At 44.7% G+C, this 15,788-nt stretch carries 16 protein-coding genes; 3 read left to right on the forward strand and 13 right to left on the reverse strand.

Translation table 11 applies throughout. From position 1 onward, the window contains the following. Positions 1-746: 746 nt before the first annotated feature. Positions 747-1,208 carry a DUF8821 family protein gene (locus AC6B99_RS18385; RefSeq protein ID WP_496663944.1) on the reverse strand — a complete coding sequence of 154 codons (462 nt, stop codon included), beginning with the start codon at positions 1,206-1,208 and terminating at the stop codon, positions 747-749. 23 nt (positions 1,209-1,231) lie between these two features. Next, positions 1,232-1,711, reverse strand: a complete 480-nt coding sequence (locus AC6B99_RS18390; protein WP_056036206.1) for a GyrI-like domain-containing protein — start codon at positions 1,709-1,711, stop codon at positions 1,232-1,234. 106 nt (positions 1,712-1,817) lie between these two features. Between AC6B99_RS18390 and AC6B99_RS18395 the strand changes: the two genes are divergently transcribed. Then, positions 1,818-2,783: a helix-turn-helix transcriptional regulator gene (locus tag AC6B99_RS18395; protein WP_496663945.1), complete on the forward strand. Its 966-nt coding sequence runs from the start codon at positions 1,818-1,820 to the stop codon at positions 2,781-2,783. Between the two features lie 405 nt (positions 2,784-3,188). Next, the gene (locus AC6B99_RS18400; RefSeq protein WP_496663946.1) at positions 3,189-4,079 is read left to right on the forward strand and encodes a hypothetical protein; all 891 of its coding nucleotides are present in this window, start codon (positions 3,189-3,191) and stop codon (positions 4,077-4,079) included. Between the two features lie 227 nt (positions 4,080-4,306). Here the strand turns inward: AC6B99_RS18400 and AC6B99_RS18405 are convergent, their stop codons facing one another. The 8 genes from AC6B99_RS18405 to AC6B99_RS18440 all read right to left on the reverse strand — a co-directional run bounded on the left by AC6B99_RS18405 (position 4,307) and on the right by AC6B99_RS18440 (position 11,917). Then, entirely contained in the window at positions 4,307-4,798 is a 492-nt protein-coding gene (locus AC6B99_RS18405) for a hypothetical protein (protein WP_496663947.1), read from the reverse strand. A gap of 248 nt (positions 4,799-5,046) precedes the next feature. After that, positions 5,047-6,426 (reverse strand): FAD-binding oxidoreductase, encoded by a 1,380-nt coding sequence (locus tag AC6B99_RS18410; protein WP_496663948.1) that lies wholly within the window; start codon positions 6,424-6,426, stop codon positions 5,047-5,049. Positions 6,427-6,606: 180 nt separating this feature from the next. Continuing rightward, complete coding sequence (locus AC6B99_RS18415) at positions 6,607-7,515, reverse strand: NAD-dependent epimerase/dehydratase family protein (protein ID WP_496663949.1); 909 nt, start codon at positions 7,513-7,515, stop codon at positions 6,607-6,609. Between the two features lie 21 nt (positions 7,516-7,536). Then, positions 7,537-8,652 (reverse strand): kanamycin nucleotidyltransferase C-terminal domain-containing protein, encoded by a 1,116-nt coding sequence (locus tag AC6B99_RS18420; protein ID WP_496663950.1) that lies wholly within the window; start codon positions 8,650-8,652, stop codon positions 7,537-7,539. Positions 8,653-8,869: 217 nt separating this feature from the next. Continuing rightward, positions 8,870-9,136: a CD3324 family protein gene (locus AC6B99_RS18425; protein WP_496663951.1), complete on the reverse strand. Its 267-nt coding sequence runs from the start codon at positions 9,134-9,136 to the stop codon at positions 8,870-8,872. A 273-nt stretch (positions 9,137-9,409) separates the two neighbouring features. Further along, entirely contained in the window at positions 9,410-9,922 is a 513-nt protein-coding gene (locus tag AC6B99_RS18430) for an SMI1/KNR4 family protein (RefSeq protein WP_496663952.1), read from the reverse strand. Between the two features lie 81 nt (positions 9,923-10,003). Further along, positions 10,004-10,534, reverse strand: coding sequence for a phosphotransferase-like protein (locus AC6B99_RS18435; protein WP_496663953.1), 531 nt, complete (start codon positions 10,532-10,534; stop codon positions 10,004-10,006). 438 nt (positions 10,535-10,972) lie between these two features. Beyond that, positions 10,973-11,917 (reverse strand): alpha/beta fold hydrolase, encoded by a 945-nt coding sequence (locus AC6B99_RS18440; protein WP_496663954.1) that lies wholly within the window; start codon positions 11,915-11,917, stop codon positions 10,973-10,975. Between the two features lie 100 nt (positions 11,918-12,017). On the opposite strand from AC6B99_RS18440, the gene AC6B99_RS18445 reads away from it, so the two are divergent. Further along, a complete protein-coding gene (locus tag AC6B99_RS18445; protein WP_056036188.1) occupies positions 12,018-12,929 on the forward strand; it encodes a helix-turn-helix transcriptional regulator in 912 nt (303 codons plus the stop codon). 583 nt (positions 12,930-13,512) lie between these two features. Here AC6B99_RS18445 and AC6B99_RS18450 read toward each other — a convergent pair. The 3 genes from AC6B99_RS18450 to mmuM all read right to left on the reverse strand — a co-directional run bounded on the left by AC6B99_RS18450 (position 13,513) and on the right by mmuM (position 15,687). After that, positions 13,513-13,836: a DUF2834 domain-containing protein gene (locus AC6B99_RS18450; RefSeq protein WP_494861428.1), complete on the reverse strand. Its 324-nt coding sequence runs from the start codon at positions 13,834-13,836 to the stop codon at positions 13,513-13,515. Positions 13,837-13,990: 154 nt separating this feature from the next. Further along, positions 13,991-14,470 (reverse strand): 23S rRNA (pseudouridine(1915)-N(3))-methyltransferase RlmH, encoded by a 480-nt coding sequence (rlmH, locus tag AC6B99_RS18455; protein WP_494883208.1) that lies wholly within the window; start codon positions 14,468-14,470, stop codon positions 13,991-13,993. A gap of 200 nt (positions 14,471-14,670) precedes the next feature. Further along, entirely contained in the window at positions 14,671-15,687 is a 1,017-nt protein-coding gene (gene mmuM, locus AC6B99_RS18460) for a homocysteine S-methyltransferase (protein WP_496663955.1), read from the reverse strand. Positions 15,688-15,788: the final 101 nt, after the last annotated feature.

Here is a 15,788-nt window from a genome sequence, read left to right on the forward strand (position 1 = left end):
TTGTAAATTTCAATAAAAATCAACCACTGACAGACTTCAAAGCGTTAAATATAGATCGCAATTATGGCTTCCTAACATCGCATTAATTTTGAGAAACCAAAAAAAATTTGGCCTATTCCTCGTGTGAGTTTTTTCCTTTATATGCATAGTTCGGGGTGTGGAGAATGTGTGATTTATTGTGTTTTTCTAGAAATTTTATTCCATTAGAGGGTGTTCGGAAACGGTACTGTAAAAAGCAAAACGAGCCTGCCGGTAATGGCGCAGGACTCGTCTGTGGCTATGCTGCGAGGAGATACGTCGGTCAATTGTCACTGGTCCGAATCTAGACGAGCAGGCTGTTCTTGTGCAGGTGGGGAATCGTGATGCCGAATATCCCGGGCTCGATTTGAAGAGATTACCAATGATTCTTTGGTTAGGAAGCTGGTACGGAAAGCACCGGGATAAAATGGTTGCCTCCGTACATTTGCCGATTACCGGACGATTTTAAAAGATGAACAGAGGGCTTCCGTCCTACAGTTCGCTGTAATTGGCAGTAATGCCCAACGGATTGCTAAAGTGATTACTCTCATTAACCGAGATTACGCTAAGCCTCTGCGTATTGATGAGCTAGCTAGCAACAACTGCTAGCATGAGCGCGTCTTCCTTGCACACTCATTTTAAAGAAGTTACTGCAATGAGCCCCTTGCAATATCAAAAACAAGTAAGCTTAGTAGCCTCAAATCCGCCCGCTTACGCTTTTACTTACTTTAATATTGTCCTTTAATTACAAAAAACGAGCCCCGAATGGTTCCAGCTAGTTTAGACTTCTGCCTAGCAAACTTAAACTTCCCTTCCAACTCCTTTGGTACCTCCATCCCCTCAGAAAGCTTAAAACCAACGGCCCGCTTCTTAGGGTCATCAACCGTATACATGACATTAACTCCAAGACCATCCTCAAAAAAGACGTAGGTAAATTGGATATTTTCCACTTGAAAACGCGACGTTTCTAAAGGTTTGGCCGTAAACGCAATATCACGCTCTTTCAAAATGCGGTTCACATACTCAAGGTTTTCCTGACTTTCGCTTGCGGGTACGATCGTAAATTCATGTTTGTATTTGTTCATAAAGTAGCGGGCTTCATTAGCACGTAAACCAGCTAGCGCTTCTGCTACAGGTGAAGACTCTAATCCCGCCGTAGATACATTTTTGAAATCAACGATATAGGACATTCTCATCTCTCCAATGCATTGGTTTATTTTCTAACAACAGGAATCCATATTTCACCATAGACGAGGCCGTCTCGCTGCCCCATCTCAACCGTTGCATTGGGTCCACCAACATAGGCAAAAATTTGGGCTTCTGGCAAGACTTGACCAAAGGCAATACCTGTAAGCTTATTGCTCATCTCTTCGGCCGTATTTCCTTCGCCTTTAACGACGAGGTATTGCCCCTTCGGGAATTGAATAACTCTGTGCTCTTCCGGTACCGATGCTTCTGTCATGACACCAGCATAATACATCATTTTGTGATTTACAGCTTCGTTCACGGCAAAAATGTAGTCATTCATGGCAATGGCCTTTAAAGCGTTAAGCCTTCCATCCTGCTCCACTGCCCGCCAAAAGTTTTCCTTTTCCTTATTCATGCCGGCATAATCTGTGTAATCGCTCTTCAACTCCGTGCCAATACCTAGAACGATAAAGCTTTCTTTTTCCTCAAGGGTATACACTGCCATGATCAACACTCCTTTTTTTGAATGAACTAAATAATTTGTTTTTTCACTTGATACGTTTATAATAGCTATAAATCATGTCAAAATATGATACTGTTTAGAGGGACACATGAAAAAAGTTGAACGGATTAACATCATCATGCGGTACATCAACAACCGCGCCCACTTTACTATTTCTGAAATCATGCGAGAATTCAACATCTCTCGTTCGACGGCGATTAGAGATGTCAGAGAAATTGAGGCGATGGGAATGCCGCTTGTCGCCGAAGTCGGGAGGGACGGGGGTTATTTTGTCATGAGTAACTCTGTCCTACCCACTGTCCGCTTTACCGATAATGAAATTAAAGCTCTTTTTATTGCCTTTATGGCCACAAGAAACCAACAACTCCCCTATCTTAAGAGTCGCCAATCTTTAGCGGAAAAAATACTCGGCCTCATCCCGAAAAACCAGCAGGATGATCTTGTTCTGTTAAATCAAATTTTGCTGTTCGAAGGAACCAACCCCCACAATCCCGACCTGCTTGATCTGACAGATCTGCCCCATCCTACTTTAGAACAACTCATCCAAATTCTTCTTATTGACAGCTATTTAGTGGTTTCCGTCGAAGAAGGAAGAGAACTAAAGTCTTATCCCATTTACCTCATGCATCTATATCGTGAAAAAAGCTCATGGCAAATTGAAGGCTTTGACTTAGATGAGGAAAAGAGGCGGATCATTCCTGTCGACAATCTCACCGATGTCAAACCATACCCTGAGAAAAAAAGAATAAGCAAGAAGATGATTGTCGAACAACTAAGCAAGCAGGAAGAAGCCATCAACCTGGTCCTCGAACTCGGTCCAAAGGCGATTGCCCAGTACAAAAAATACTATCCCTTACATATTTCCATTTCATACACAAATCCTTATCAAACTACAGCTGTTCTAAAAACATTTATCAATGTTCATCATGCGGAGGAATTGGCTGAAATAACAAATTGGCTGCTTTTTCTAGGTGGTGACATCAAGGTTAGGAAGATGCCGAAAGAGGTTTTGGAGATTTTGCAGGAGAGGGTGGATGTTTTAGGGAACAGTTGAAAACCATAATAATACCTCCATCTAACAACGAAACAACACGAGTGCATAGCGCACTACGTGTTGTTTTCTTTATTCACATCGAATAACCCTAACCGATCGTATGGTTAGGCATTTTTGAAATGCATGTCGACTTGGGGTACTTACAGTGGGCAACCTTATAGTGGTAAAATATAGATAAGAAATATTGGAGGTGAAGGTATGTATGGCTGAGTACAAAGATAGTAGGAAGTTAAACTTTCTATTACGGCACCTAGAATATCATTATACCTACAATAAAACGTTCAATAATGAGGAAGAAAAGGGGAAGAAGCTCCCCCATTTTATAGTTGATCATCCCGGCCGTGTCACGGTGAATCCCCCTCCGCCGCTCAGGGCGCGAGTATCTTCCTCAGGAGGGCGACGCCAATGAGGGATGCTGCGGAGGGTCAGCATAAGCACGGGCAGCATGCACATATCGAGATGCTGCCGCTGTTCTCCACCACGGATAAGAACGGACGGATGACTATGCTCCGGCCGGGACATCGCGTCGGACGCGCGGCTCCGTTGATGCCGTGGCTGCTTACAGCTGCTGCACTGTGGTCGCTGACAGGCTCCGTGCCGTTCGGTGCATTGCTCGGCATGGCGCCGACACCGGCAATCAGCATGCTCCTCGGTCATCCGGTCACAGTCGGCGTCGCCGTTTTGCTGTTGTTCGTCGCGATAGGTACGAGCGGCGGAGTGTACTCGCGATCGATTGAGCAGTTCGGACAGACCAGGGTGGCCGGCCTATTCGCGACGCTATCGGTAACAGGAGGGCTCGCAGCAGTCGCGGGAGTCCTCCTGTTCTGGACGCTGACAAGCGACCTGTCTCGCCCCTTTGACCTCGAGGCTCTAGCGACATCGCCGACGATCCCGCTAGAGCTCGGAGCAGTCGTCGGAGCTAGCTTCGCCCTCTGGGCCGCCATTACGCTTCTGCGGTTGCCCGGCTCTATCGCCCATGCCCGGCGGCGTCAGGCGGACATCGAGCGACTCCGCGTGGAGGGTTCGTCATGCACCGGGACGTTGACCGCCGTGAATTTTACTAACAGTTGGCTCTTTAATTTCCCGTTGTTCACGGTTGAGGTAAATTATATCGTTGACGGTGCTTCTCGTGTCGTCTCAGCACACATGCGCACCAGCGCCGACCGCGTTCCCCTCGTCGGGTCGCGAATGATCGTGCTGACCGACGGTCGCGGAACCACCCATGTGGAGCTGGACCTGGCAAGTGGAGCGGCATTCGAGCCGGACGTGGAGAAGTATGCCCCGTCGGACGGTTGATTTTGCAGCCCTGAACAGCTGACATCATTGGAATGGTATGATTTTATTCCATATCTCCCTCGCTTTACTTTAATTGAAGGGCTAATCATTAATTTTTCGCCGTTACTTGTAATATGGTTCTCCGCGCTGTCTGTAACAGCAAGATTTAGGATCATCCTCTGAGGGATGGCCCTTTCTTTTTTTCTCGCTTTATTCAAATATCGTACCCATACGCAACAAGATTACACTTAGAACTTTTTCTTTCTTGCCCTTACGAAAAAGACTACAATCACCGCAAGTATTATTGCTATTGCAACTACGATATACAAATCGATATCTTGTTCAAACATAAACCACATCTTGTGTTCTAAGTTTACTTGTTGTTTTGGTTGAACTCCTTCACCGAATAGTTCAGTTGCTTGGCTCAGGTTATTCATTTCGATTGTCGAACTGCACGGACTACTGCTTAATTCGCCATCCACTTCGCTAACGTATATTAAGTATTTTTTGCCTTCCCTGAATTCAAAACCCCAATTGTAGTCAGTTGCGACAATGATTTGAGAGTCAACTTCAATATTCCAACTTCGTTCAACTTCTACTATAAGATGTCTAATTTTTTCTTTTGTCCCCGTAAACCCCTCTTGCTTCAAGTCAACCTTTATTTGCTTAACTTCACCGTAAACGGCTCCACTATATATCTCTAATGCTTCTTTGGGACTTCCCACTTCAGCACAGGACAAAGCTTTAGCCTCTTGTCCATTTGAAACAAAAAATACGGTAGTGAAAAAAAATATTAACTAGAATCATTAAAACAGGGCCGGACATTGTCATTTTGCATCGCGCGGAAGTGCTTCCCTGCGGCGCTCCGCTACAAAAAGAGCTTGCCCTTATTTATGATACGGTTCAGATTAATGTGGCTATTGGCAAAAAATGCGAAAGGAGCTGCCGCCGACAGCTCCTTTGCTTCAATAATTCTGGTGCGAGTATATCATTTCCTGGCCCGTTTACCCACTGGAATACTCTGAGCAAAACGAAACACATTATGAGGATCGTACTTTCGTTTCACCTGCTTCAATCTGCCAAAGTTCACGCCATAATACGCCTTGGGCCAGTTCTTAATCTGCAAATCGGGAAAGTTCACATAATCCCCCTTTACAAAAGGACGTAACGCTCTGCGGAACCTTTTCACCCACTGAATATTCCGCTTCTGCTCCCCGTTGTTCCTCCAGCGTGCTGACAGTTCGTAGATGGTCTCAGCTTTCCGATGAGGATAAGCCGTTGCAGTAGGCGATACCCGACTCACCGCGCTTCCTGGCCCACCTAAGCTTTGACTCCACACGGAAGAATGCCTGTTGGGTGCTTTGGATAAAAAATCACGTATAATTCGTACTCCTTCACGAGGCAAAGGTTGAAACCCGTAAGCCCCGCTTATTTTAAATTTCGGCTCCAAATTTAGGTCCGATTCAGCGAAAAATTTGGTTGCTTTAATAAATGGCACTGTCTTCACCAGCACCTTCACCGGAGTGCCTGCTCGCAAGAGCGGTCTAATCAATCGACGCAGCTCCTCTGCACCGCCAAGTAATTGCCCGGTAGACTCAATCGTTCCCACCTTCTTGGAAGCCACCTCAATGGTTGAGGTTAAGCGGTTCGTGACAGATGGGGCCCAGCGCTGCCAAACCGGCAACACCTTCTCCAAATCGCCCCATTTCCAAGTGACGCTGTATATAGAAACCGTTGAAATGGGTCTAACCCGAAAATTATAGGCTGTAGCAACTCCAAAGTTTCCTCCCCCGCCGCCTCGTGAGGCCCACAATAGATCGGAATGTTTCCTCTTGTTTGCCACAATCGTCTTTGCTCCATACCGCCCCGAAGCTACGACCATCTTCACTTGTTTCAAGTTATCGCACGTAAGTCCATATTTGCGGGACAGAAGTCCAATGCCGCCTCCCAGGGCAAGCCCGGCTACGCCTACGTCGGGCGCTGTCCCAGCCGGAAGTGCCACACGCTTATTCCACAGCTTTTTGTACACTCGGGCAAGTGGATTTCCCGTCTGTACAACGGCCACCCTATTTTTTCGATCAACCTTAACCTTATTCATCTCGCTTACATCGATAATAATACCGCCATTTACAGCCGAAAAACCTTCATAGCTGTGCCGCCCGCTGCGCACTCGCAGCCGTACACCATGCTCACGAGCCCATTTTACTGCGTTGATCACATCCTGAGTTCGTCTGCAAAAAACAATGACCTTTGGAAATTTGGAAAATCGCCTATTGAACTCCATTCTGGCGGCATTATATGACGGATTGCCCGGGAATACGAGCCTCCCTGTTAATCGTGTCCCTCTCTTTTTCCGGTTTTGTGTCATCCACGTTACACCATCCCTGTTCATGGCATTAGCCTTTCTCATCAGCTTATGTAGGGATACTTGACCTAGTAGCGGCAAACGCCTTGTTTGTATCGTAAAATAGTTCAAATCGCCGTTACTTATGGTATGGTTATCCGCGCTGTCTGTAACGGCAAGTTTTAGAACCATTCTTTGTGTAATTCATTGCTCCCTGAGCGTTAGAAGCCAACTTCGAGCCTGTTTCTCTAATTGAACAACTGTCTCTTCGAATTTTATTATTGGACGGTAGCCCAATTCGTTTCTTATTTTATTGTAGCTATATGCCATTCTTATTGGGCTATCATCCGGTATGATGTGCGTTTTATTTAGAGCATGCACAATACGTACACTAAACTCACTTTCTGTATAGTTTCCGTCCACCGCATTGTAGGTCTGATTTACTGCCGCAGCATGTGTTGCTGCTAATACGCACATCTCAGCTAAGTTATCCGCATGTACCCAAGGTGTTAGATCGTCAGGATGAATCCAATCTATATTATCTGCCGCAGCAAGCTTGGCAATCAGCCTGTCGCCCCAGTGGGAGTTATTTTCAGCACATATAATGCCTGGACGCAAAATGACGCAGTCTAACCCTCCAACCATTGCAGCTCGTACAATTCGTTCCGATTCACATTTTGTTGAAGTGTACACCTCAGAATGACCGTATGCTAATTCACTTGCTTCATCCAGTTCCACCTCTCCTTCAAGATGACCATAAACGGATACAGTGGAAATATGTACGAGGCGTTTAACTCCTGCCGATATAGCCTCATCAACCAGAATTTGGACCCCTTGAATATTAGATTCCTCAGCGGTAATCTTATCGCTACCAAGATACGCTGCAGCGTGAATGATGACATCAACATCTGCAAGAGCTTCCTTTATAACTTCTCTATCCATTAGATCGCCGATTATAGGGACAATGCCCAGATTATAACAAAGGAGAACTTGCTCTTTGCTTCGTATAAGCCCTTTAACTTTTGCACCCTCCCCGAGGCATCTTGTGACTACCTTGCCCCCTACGGTCCCCGAAACACCGGTAACAAAAACAACCTTATTACGAAGCCTCATTATAAATTCCCCTTTATGACATTAGACTTTGTTTTTATAAAATGACTCGAATTCAGCCACAGAGTCGAACTGATTCAAAGGTACACCTTCTGTTTTAAGTTGGTTTTCTAACTTTTCAGTAAGCTGTAGAACGGCTAATCGCAATGGCTCAAAATCTGTTGGATCCAAAAGCCCAACAAGATCTGGATACCCATATTGGACGTAGAACTCGCGATGCTCACCTAAGTCAACATTGCCAGGCCAACATCCTTTTTCTGCTGCATACAAATTTCGGGCTAACCCGTCCTGCACACCAATAGCAACGAAAAAGGCTGTTTCATAATCGCCTTTCTCGCACGCGGTTAAAAGTTTATTAAGCATCCCTTTTTCCTCTTCATAATACCCCTTCATTTGCACAGTATAAGAGCGAAGCTTTTTTTGACTGTTTTGTCGCTCCGATATAAGGCTAAGTGTAGCCGTAATTAGTTTTTCACAAGCTAATATCACTTCGTCCGGAGTACGGCTGAACATGATGGTATCAAGATATTGATCCAGCTGGTCCGGCTTAATGGGGAGGCTTCTGACTTGCTCGCGATAGTGACCCCACATGCGCTTATAATAAATTTGGTTCAAGAAGCCAAGCGATTTAAAAATTTTAACCATAATCATCTGAGCCTGTGTGCGACAATAGGACAACTCCTGTGAGTTGCCGACAAGCTGCATTTTAGCCATGTTGAAAAAGCAATCCTTTACTACTAATTCGGCTTTGATGGTCAATTCAGTTGCTTTGGATTCACTGCCTATGCTGGCAATGGTCTCACGAAGCTCCATGAACCTCGCAAGGTCACCTTCGGATCGGATATATAACAGCTCACAGTCTGCTATAATCGTCGTATTCCACTCCTCGAATGCTGCCATTCTCTCCGCACGATCCCACCCGATTGGCCAGAAATCAAAGCTAATGCCGTCGATTATAAACTGGCACCCTGCTTGTCTCCCTCTGGCTGTAGCCGGAATAAAAAAGAAATCTAAATCCGATCGCTCGGTCGCTCGACCCTGCTGGTATGATCCGTAGTAGCCGACAATTGCAACATCCTCCGGGTAATAGGTCTTTATATGCTTAACAATAATGTCCGCCACAGCAAAAACATCAATCATTGAAAAATCTCCTTATTATAAACCAAGTAATATGTGCTTTGTTTTTATCCCTATAGTAACCATGCTGGAAGCTTAAATATATATAATAAATACTTAGAAACCATTTATTGCATAAGGCTTTCTGAATGATGGGCTGCTACATGTGCTCCTCGTTTTCAGCTTGTTTGGGGAAAAGAAAAAGCCACACAGGAATTCCTTCCAATGTGACTTTGCGAGATTATTTTTTTGAATACACGATTTTCTTAATGCTATCGCAAGAAAGGCAAAATTGTTCGGATAGTTGATCAATTTTTGCACCAGCTGAAAAGTTTTTGCGTATTTCGTCATTTCTTTGATTTAAGTATGTTCGGCCACCTGAGTTTTCGCCCCATTTTTTACGCGACTGCTCAGGAGTAGGTACGTATATCATTCCACCTTGGACATACTTCTGCACTTCCTTTAGTAAGCTTTCAGGAAGGATAATATCGGCATTTACATATTTCATAATAGCTCTGCCCCTTAAAATAATTTTTAAGTTTTAAGGAAGCAAAGTCTATCCTACAAATAGCTCCATCATGCCATGATGTCAGGCGGTAAATGATTTATTCGCTCTATACAACAACCGCCGTTGTTTGTAGTCTAGACTTCGCATAGAGCAGATTGCTAAAAAACCAGTCATCTGCAACCCTCCTTCATAAAAGATAGATTAAAATTTTATTATAACGGTAAACCGCTTTCAAAAATATGCAAAAAATAGTTTAGAATCATTTATCTTTATTTATAACTGGAACTCTACTGAATTCGACATTATCAACGTCAAAAATTCTACAAAAGTATTGGCTACTTTTTCAACCTCTTCAAATTCGGGCTCACATCCTCGTACAATAGCACCACTATCATGTGTTAAATCAATCGCATAGAAGGAATACCCGCCATTAACTGACATCACTATTGGCAAATAATTATCCCACCATACCGTTATTTCGGACCTATACACAGAATTATCCCCCGCTGCTTCTAGGCTGAGTAATTCATATTCATTCCATTTAAACGCAGCATCCGAGCTATTATTATACTCATTCTCACAAATAAACCAAGCTTCCCCATTTGGTATAACGCATTTTTCGACCACATTTAAAAACTCTAAATATTCCTTTGGGATTTCTTTATATCTAGAAATAATGCTGCCACTTAAATTTATATGAAGCCTAGACTTTCTGGTTATATCCCAGCCATTTTTATTAGCCCATATAATAAATTGACTAATTTTTTCATTTATATTCATCCCCATATAATCGCCTCCTAGACATTTCCGCTTAACTACCCTGGATTTTAGTTGACATTATTATCGTCGGTACTAATGTCTTGACCATTATCGATACCTAAGGGAACTACCAAACAAGCTCTCTAAGATTGAATCTGCACATTCCTCTGAAGAATTCAGGTGAGTATTGACCGTGCAGTTATACTGTATATTTTTAGCCATTATTTTATTCTGCCACTCAGATTGATCTTCGGTTCGATCTCCACGTTCAATATTTCTTTGGCGACAAATTTCCAACGGACAAAAAACCTCAACAACATAGAAAGAATACCTGGCAAATATGTCCTTCACTTTTTCATAATGCGGCTTTAACTCAGGTCTTTCTACCAAAATGCCATCGATTAGCACATTCTTTCCATGATCAGAAAAAAGTTTAGCGGTATAATACATCATTATTATTGCATCACTTAAATATTTCCAGTAATTTTCACGAAGATAATGATCGCCAATTGTATTCTCAAAAAGATCATTTGCAACAACGTAAAAAAATTCATCCGATCTCAATTGAATAGCATCTACTATAGATGTTTTCCCAGCGCTAGTTACACCGTTTAAAAATACGATTTTACCCTTTTCCATTTCAGTATCCCTCTCTGATTCATGCTTTCCAAAAAATTATCATTACCACGGTGACAGCTCCCTTACAGTATACTTCCTTCGTCCAAATTTAGTTAGGTAGAGAACTTTTATAATTATAAATTCCTACCCTTTAATACCGTTTCAATCGATTTTTGATACTTATATATTCGTAACCTAAAGCAAGCCCCCTTATCACGGGAGCACTTTTCTTTATTCAACTCAATCAACTGCTTTACCACTATTTGCAATACGGCCTAGCGTATCATCTATAAGGCGAGATTATTGGTTGTTTTTCTACTTATTTCGATCGTGCGAACTCAAGAGGCACCCTGTTTGGGTGCCCTTAGTGTCCTTCTAAGCTTTGTTTGCTAAGCGACTCTATCCAGCATTATCGCGGCTTGCAGTGTGTCAGCTGGTAAATCGTTGGAAATGTTGGAACTAGGTGGCATCCTGCTGCTTCAGCCATCTCAATATCGCCTGGTTTGTTTCTTCCGGCTTTTCTTGCTGGATCCAATGACCGCAATCCAAATTGACCACTTCCACATTGGGCACGAATTTTGCCAAAGTTTCGGATTTCTGGATTGCATCCCGGTCGCCATAAATCATGAGTGCGGGTTGTTGGATGACAGGATCCACGTCCGCCAATAGGCGCCAGTTGCGGTCAAGGTTTCTGTACCAGTTTATGCTGCCTCTGAACCCTGATGTTTCAAAGGCGGATACGAGGACGGCCAGCTCGCTGTCATTCATTAAGGGCTCGCCGAGCGGTGTTTCCGCGTTGGCAAGATTGATCATCGCCATACCTGGCTCAGGTGCTCTGAGATGCTCGTTCTTGCGGTACAGGTTGCGAAGAAACCGAAACGTATTCTTATCCAATATGGCGTCCGCGACACCTGGCTGTCGATTGAAGTGGACAAAATAGTAGTCGCCGCCGAGTATTTCCTCCAAGAACTCAATCCAAGGCTTTTCTCCGCGTTCCTGGTAGGGCAAGCTCAGATTTATCACCTTGTTCACGCGGCTTGGATGCAGCAAGGTCAGTCCCCAAACGACCATCGCACCCCAATCATGACCGACAAAGGTAGCATCCTCGTATCCATAGTGATCGAGAAGGGCGACGAGATCGCCCGACAAGTGTTCAATATCATAGTCTGTTACTTCGGTCGGACGGGATGAATTGCCGTAACCCCGCTGGTTTGGGACGATGACATGGTAGCCCGCTGCGGCAAGAGCGACCATCTGATGACGCCAAGAAAAGGCATGCTCTGGCCAGCCGTGACATAGGACTATGGGTTTTCCGGCATTTTGTCGGCCTGCTTCAAAAACTTCGAGTTCCACACCGTTGACTGAAATAAGGGTGGGATTGGGAAAATCGGTTGGATTAAACATTAATCAAAACCTCCTTCTTGTGATACATGTAGTATAATGGACAAAAGGTGACATCTAGGTGGCACCGTTCTGAAATTATGTAGAAAAAAAGAGGGCAATTATGGATAAAGTGGAGAGACTCATTTCGATTATTATGATATTGCTGAAAAAAGAGGTTGTTTCTACAAAGGAATTCTCACAACTATTCAATGTATCCAAAAGAACGATCCTTCGCGATATGGAAACATTGAGCTTATCGAACATCCCGATCTACTCCGTCATTGGGGTCAAAGGCGGCTACGGCATAATGGATGAATACAAGGTTGATAAACGCCTTTTAAGCAGCTCCGATTTACAGAATATATTAACTGCACTCGGCGGATTGGAACAAATTCTCCTTACTGAAGAAGTTGAAAGAACGATTAAAAAAATAGAGGCAATGGTTAGTCCATTGTCTCTGAATCGTACCATTCAACTGTCGTTTTATGATTGGGAGGGTCGGTCCGAGATTCTTGAAACCTTAAAGACATGTCAAGAATCCATTTTAAAGAGAAGGCTGGTTTCATTTGATTATACAGATAAAGATGGGGCTGCAACGAACAGAATGGTCGAGCCCTATGAACTGCATTTTAGCGAATCGAGTTGGTACTTGAAAGGATTCTGTTTACATCGACAGGGATATCGAACATTCAAGTTATCTCGAATCGATCCTATTACTATGGATGAACGCGCGTTTCATCCTAGAGACGATTGGTCCGAGCAAAGACACGAAGCAAGTTATGTACCGCAATTCGTCACGATTAAGGCACGGATATCGCCCAGCATAAAAGATCAAATCATCGAAAGGTATGGTCGAAGAAGTATTGAAGACCATAGTTCTGGATTTTTATTAGCAACCCTTTATGTCCCTCAAAATCGTACGGGATTTCAATTATTAGCAAGCTTCGGCACTCATCTAAAAGTTGTAGAGCCCAAAACCTATGTTGAAGACTTTCGAAATTATTTATATCAAATGATGGAGAACTATTCCTGATCAAGGTCTCGTCTCGGCCTATATGACCGATTCCACATGAGTTGGGTCTTTACGCGCTTCTTCATAGATTTAGCATCGTAGCTTCAATCCTCAACTCAACTTTTCGCCGTCACTTATGGCACGGTTCTCCGCTCAGTCTGTAACGGCAAGTTTTCATACTAAAACAGATTGTAGTGGACAACCCTTCAAAACATTTGCAGGAAGCCCTTAGTCCGGTACCGCTGGTACTCCGACTTCAACATCAGGCCCATCGTTTACGATGTACACTACTAAAGAACCATTAAGTTCTATTGTCGGACGTTTCGTTTCCCACTCTTCTAACCGCAGCTTTAATTCTGTTGATGACTCCGGAAAAAGAGTAAGGGAAGATGCCTCAATCTGAGCAAGCAAACGACCCACGCTATCTGTTTCAATAATGAAATGAAAGGTGGTCATGTGTTTGGCGAACGTTTTGAAGTTTACGATCTATGCCCCTGTATCCTAGATAACATTCTTTGCTGCGTCGATGGCATCATGACGTTCAAGAAATGCCGAACATTTTAAACTGATTCGTTTAACCATGTTTCCGTTCCCATCTTTGATGCTATTTTAGAATGTTTTTCTCCAAGTGTAATTGTCGAAGAAACAAAAACAAGGGAAGACCCAGTGAAGGACCTACCAGTAGCGTACCTGCAATCGGCAACCATAAATATTTCATTTTCTTTCTGGTGCCTTCTAACAGAATAAATCCCATAAGCACGATCACGGTAACTAAAACATCCATCCATGCAAAAGCTCCGATACGCGTACTGGTTATGGCTTCAAATAGGAGAGACAAATCGAGGCCGTTGCGCACGACCCAAGGGATGAATTGCGAATAGGGCAAGACGAGTCCCAAAAAAGATAATACTCCGTAAAAGTACTTCATTTATAACCCTCCATTATTTTGTAATTTGCAACTCCAAAAAGCTCGCAAAAGTCCGTTTGCTCCATCTTCGCTGCTGCGCGTGACCGCTCTTCAACCCATGTCCTTCAAGGCTCCGTTCCAAGCCCTCAGCGCGATTTTTCAAAAAAACTTGCCCCTACTTATGGTACGGTTCCCCCCGCATAATCTTAAACACCCGATAAACCTGCTCCGTCAGCACAAGGCGAAGCAGCTGATGCGGATACGTTATCCTTCCAAAAGAAAGCTTCATATTAGCGCGGCGCATGACTTCATCAGCGAGTCCCAAGCTCCCGCCAATGACAAAAGCGATCTGGCTTTTCCCATACGTACCGAGCTCCTCGACATGCTTCGCCAATTGCTCCGACGTCCACATCTCGCCTTCAATTGCCATTGCGACAACGTACGTATCCTGCTTAATATGACTCAGTATCCGTTCGCCTTCCTTCGCCTTTACCTGCTGCTCTTCACTCGCGCTAAGCTGCTCTGGCGCTTTCTCATCCGCCACCTCGACCAGCGTTAGCTTCGCATACGGAGCCAAGCGCTTAGCGTATTCCGCAATCCCTTGCGTTAAATATTTCTCTTTCAGCTTGCCCACTGAAATAATCTGTATTTGCACTGACAACTTCTCCTTTATTCGCAGCCTGTTTATCGGCCTGTCCTATTAGTACCCATCATACCATCCGTCCGCAGCAAAAACACATTAATAAGCCCAGAAAAAAAGGCCAACCAGAACACGCTCCGGCTGACCTTAAAATCAAAAACCCAGACACACTATCTTCGCGTGCCCATCATACTCACAAGTCACTTATAATCTTCTCAAGCTCGCCATTTCCTAGCGATCGCTTCAATCTGCTGCGGCGAAGTCCGGCAGCAGCCTCCAATAATACGAGCGCCGGCTTCATACCAGCCTTCCGCCTCCTCCAGGAAGCTCGGGCAGCTGCCCTCCCCATGCCAAGTCTTCGTCTCCGGATTATAGCTTTCCCCGGAATTCGGATAAACAATAACCGGCTTCTGCGAGTGAGCGCGAAGCACCTTAATCGCCTCCGTCACGACAGCGCCGGGGGCGCAGTTCATGCCGATCGCGGCAATCTGCTCGCTTTGCGCGAAGGCAGCCGCGCATTCCGCCAGCGGAGTACCTTCGCTGATCGCCGTTTCATTTTTCAATGAGAACGACAACCACGCATACACGCCCGGAAATTCCTTCAGCAAGGCATCCAGCACTCTGGCTTCCTGTAGAGAAGGAACCGTCTCGAACGCCAATAGATCCGCGCCAGCCTCAATAACCGCCGCCATTCTTGGACGGTGGAACTCCGTCAGCACTTCATCAGTCACGCCATAGTTGCCGACATACTCCGAACCATCCGCCAAATAAGCGCCATATGGCCCGATGGATGCAGCAACAAGCGGTTTAGGCCTGTTAGCGTACTGAGCGCCCCGCGCAGAAGCCTGATCACCATTACCCTCCTTAGCAGCACCTGTACCCGCACCCTCTTGCTCCCAATAATCATCACGCGCTTTCCGCGCCAGCTCGACCGTGCTTTTAATCAGCTTCAAAGCTTCCTCTTCACTAAGCCCGCGCTTAAGAAAACCATCCACCGTCGCCTGATAGCTCGACGTCGTCGCACAATCCGCTCCTGCGCGGTAATAATCCAGATGCACCTGATAGATCAGCTCAGGCTGTGACAGCAGCACTCGCGCGGACCAAAGCGAATCATTCAGATCGCAGCCATGACGCTCCAGCTCCGTTGCCATTGCGCCATCCAGCACCATAATCTCATGCTTCTGCAAAATATCCTCTATTACATTGTGCGTAGCACCATTAAACTTTTCCATAACACTTCTCCTCCCTTTTCCGTTCTCTTTTTCTTTTTCTTTTTCGTTCTCTTTCTTTTTTTCGTTCTCTTTCAGCTCTATATTTTCCGTCACTTCACGTC

This window comes from Paenibacillus liaoningensis (assembly GCF_059609455.1).

Bases quoted from the DNA above. Each gene is read 5' to 3' on its own strand.
- AC6B99_RS18450 (WP_494861428.1), bottom strand. From the start codon at position 13,836: ATGAAGTACTTTTACGGAGTATTATCTTTTTTGGGACTCGTCTTGCCC.
- AC6B99_RS18390 (WP_056036206.1), bottom strand. From the start codon at position 1,711: ATGGCAGTGTATACCCTTGAGGAAAAAGAAAGCTTTATCGTTCTAGGT.
- mmuM (WP_496663955.1), bottom strand. From the start codon at position 15,687: ATGGAAAAGTTTAATGGTGCTACGCACAATGTAATAGAGGATATTTTG.
- AC6B99_RS18410 (WP_496663948.1), bottom strand. From the start codon at position 6,426: ATGACACAAAACCGGAAAAAGAGAGGGACACGATTAACAGGGAGGCTC.
- AC6B99_RS18420 (WP_496663950.1), bottom strand. From the start codon at position 8,652: ATGATTGATGTTTTTGCTGTGGCGGACATTATTGTTAAGCATATAAAG.
- AC6B99_RS18395 (WP_496663945.1), top strand. From the start codon at position 1,818: ATGAAAAAAGTTGAACGGATTAACATCATCATGCGGTACATCAACAAC.
- AC6B99_RS18440 (WP_496663954.1), bottom strand. From the start codon at position 11,917: ATGTTTAATCCAACCGATTTTCCCAATCCCACCCTTATTTCAGTCAAC.
- AC6B99_RS18435 (WP_496663953.1), bottom strand. From the start codon at position 10,534: ATGGAAAAGGGTAAAATCGTATTTTTAAACGGTGTAACTAGCGCTGGG.
- AC6B99_RS18385 (WP_496663944.1), bottom strand. From the start codon at position 1,208: ATGTCCTATATCGTTGATTTCAAAAATGTATCTACGGCGGGATTAGAG.
- AC6B99_RS18425 (WP_496663951.1), bottom strand. From the start codon at position 9,136: ATGAAATATGTAAATGCCGATATTATCCTTCCTGAAAGCTTACTAAAG.
- AC6B99_RS18445 (WP_056036188.1), top strand. From the start codon at position 12,018: ATGGATAAAGTGGAGAGACTCATTTCGATTATTATGATATTGCTGAAA.
- AC6B99_RS18430 (WP_496663952.1), bottom strand. From the start codon at position 9,922: ATGGGGATGAATATAAATGAAAAAATTAGTCAATTTATTATATGGGCT.
- AC6B99_RS18400 (WP_496663946.1), top strand. From the start codon at position 3,189: ATGAGGGATGCTGCGGAGGGTCAGCATAAGCACGGGCAGCATGCACAT.
- AC6B99_RS18415 (WP_496663949.1), bottom strand. From the start codon at position 7,515: ATGAGGCTTCGTAATAAGGTTGTTTTTGTTACCGGTGTTTCGGGGACC.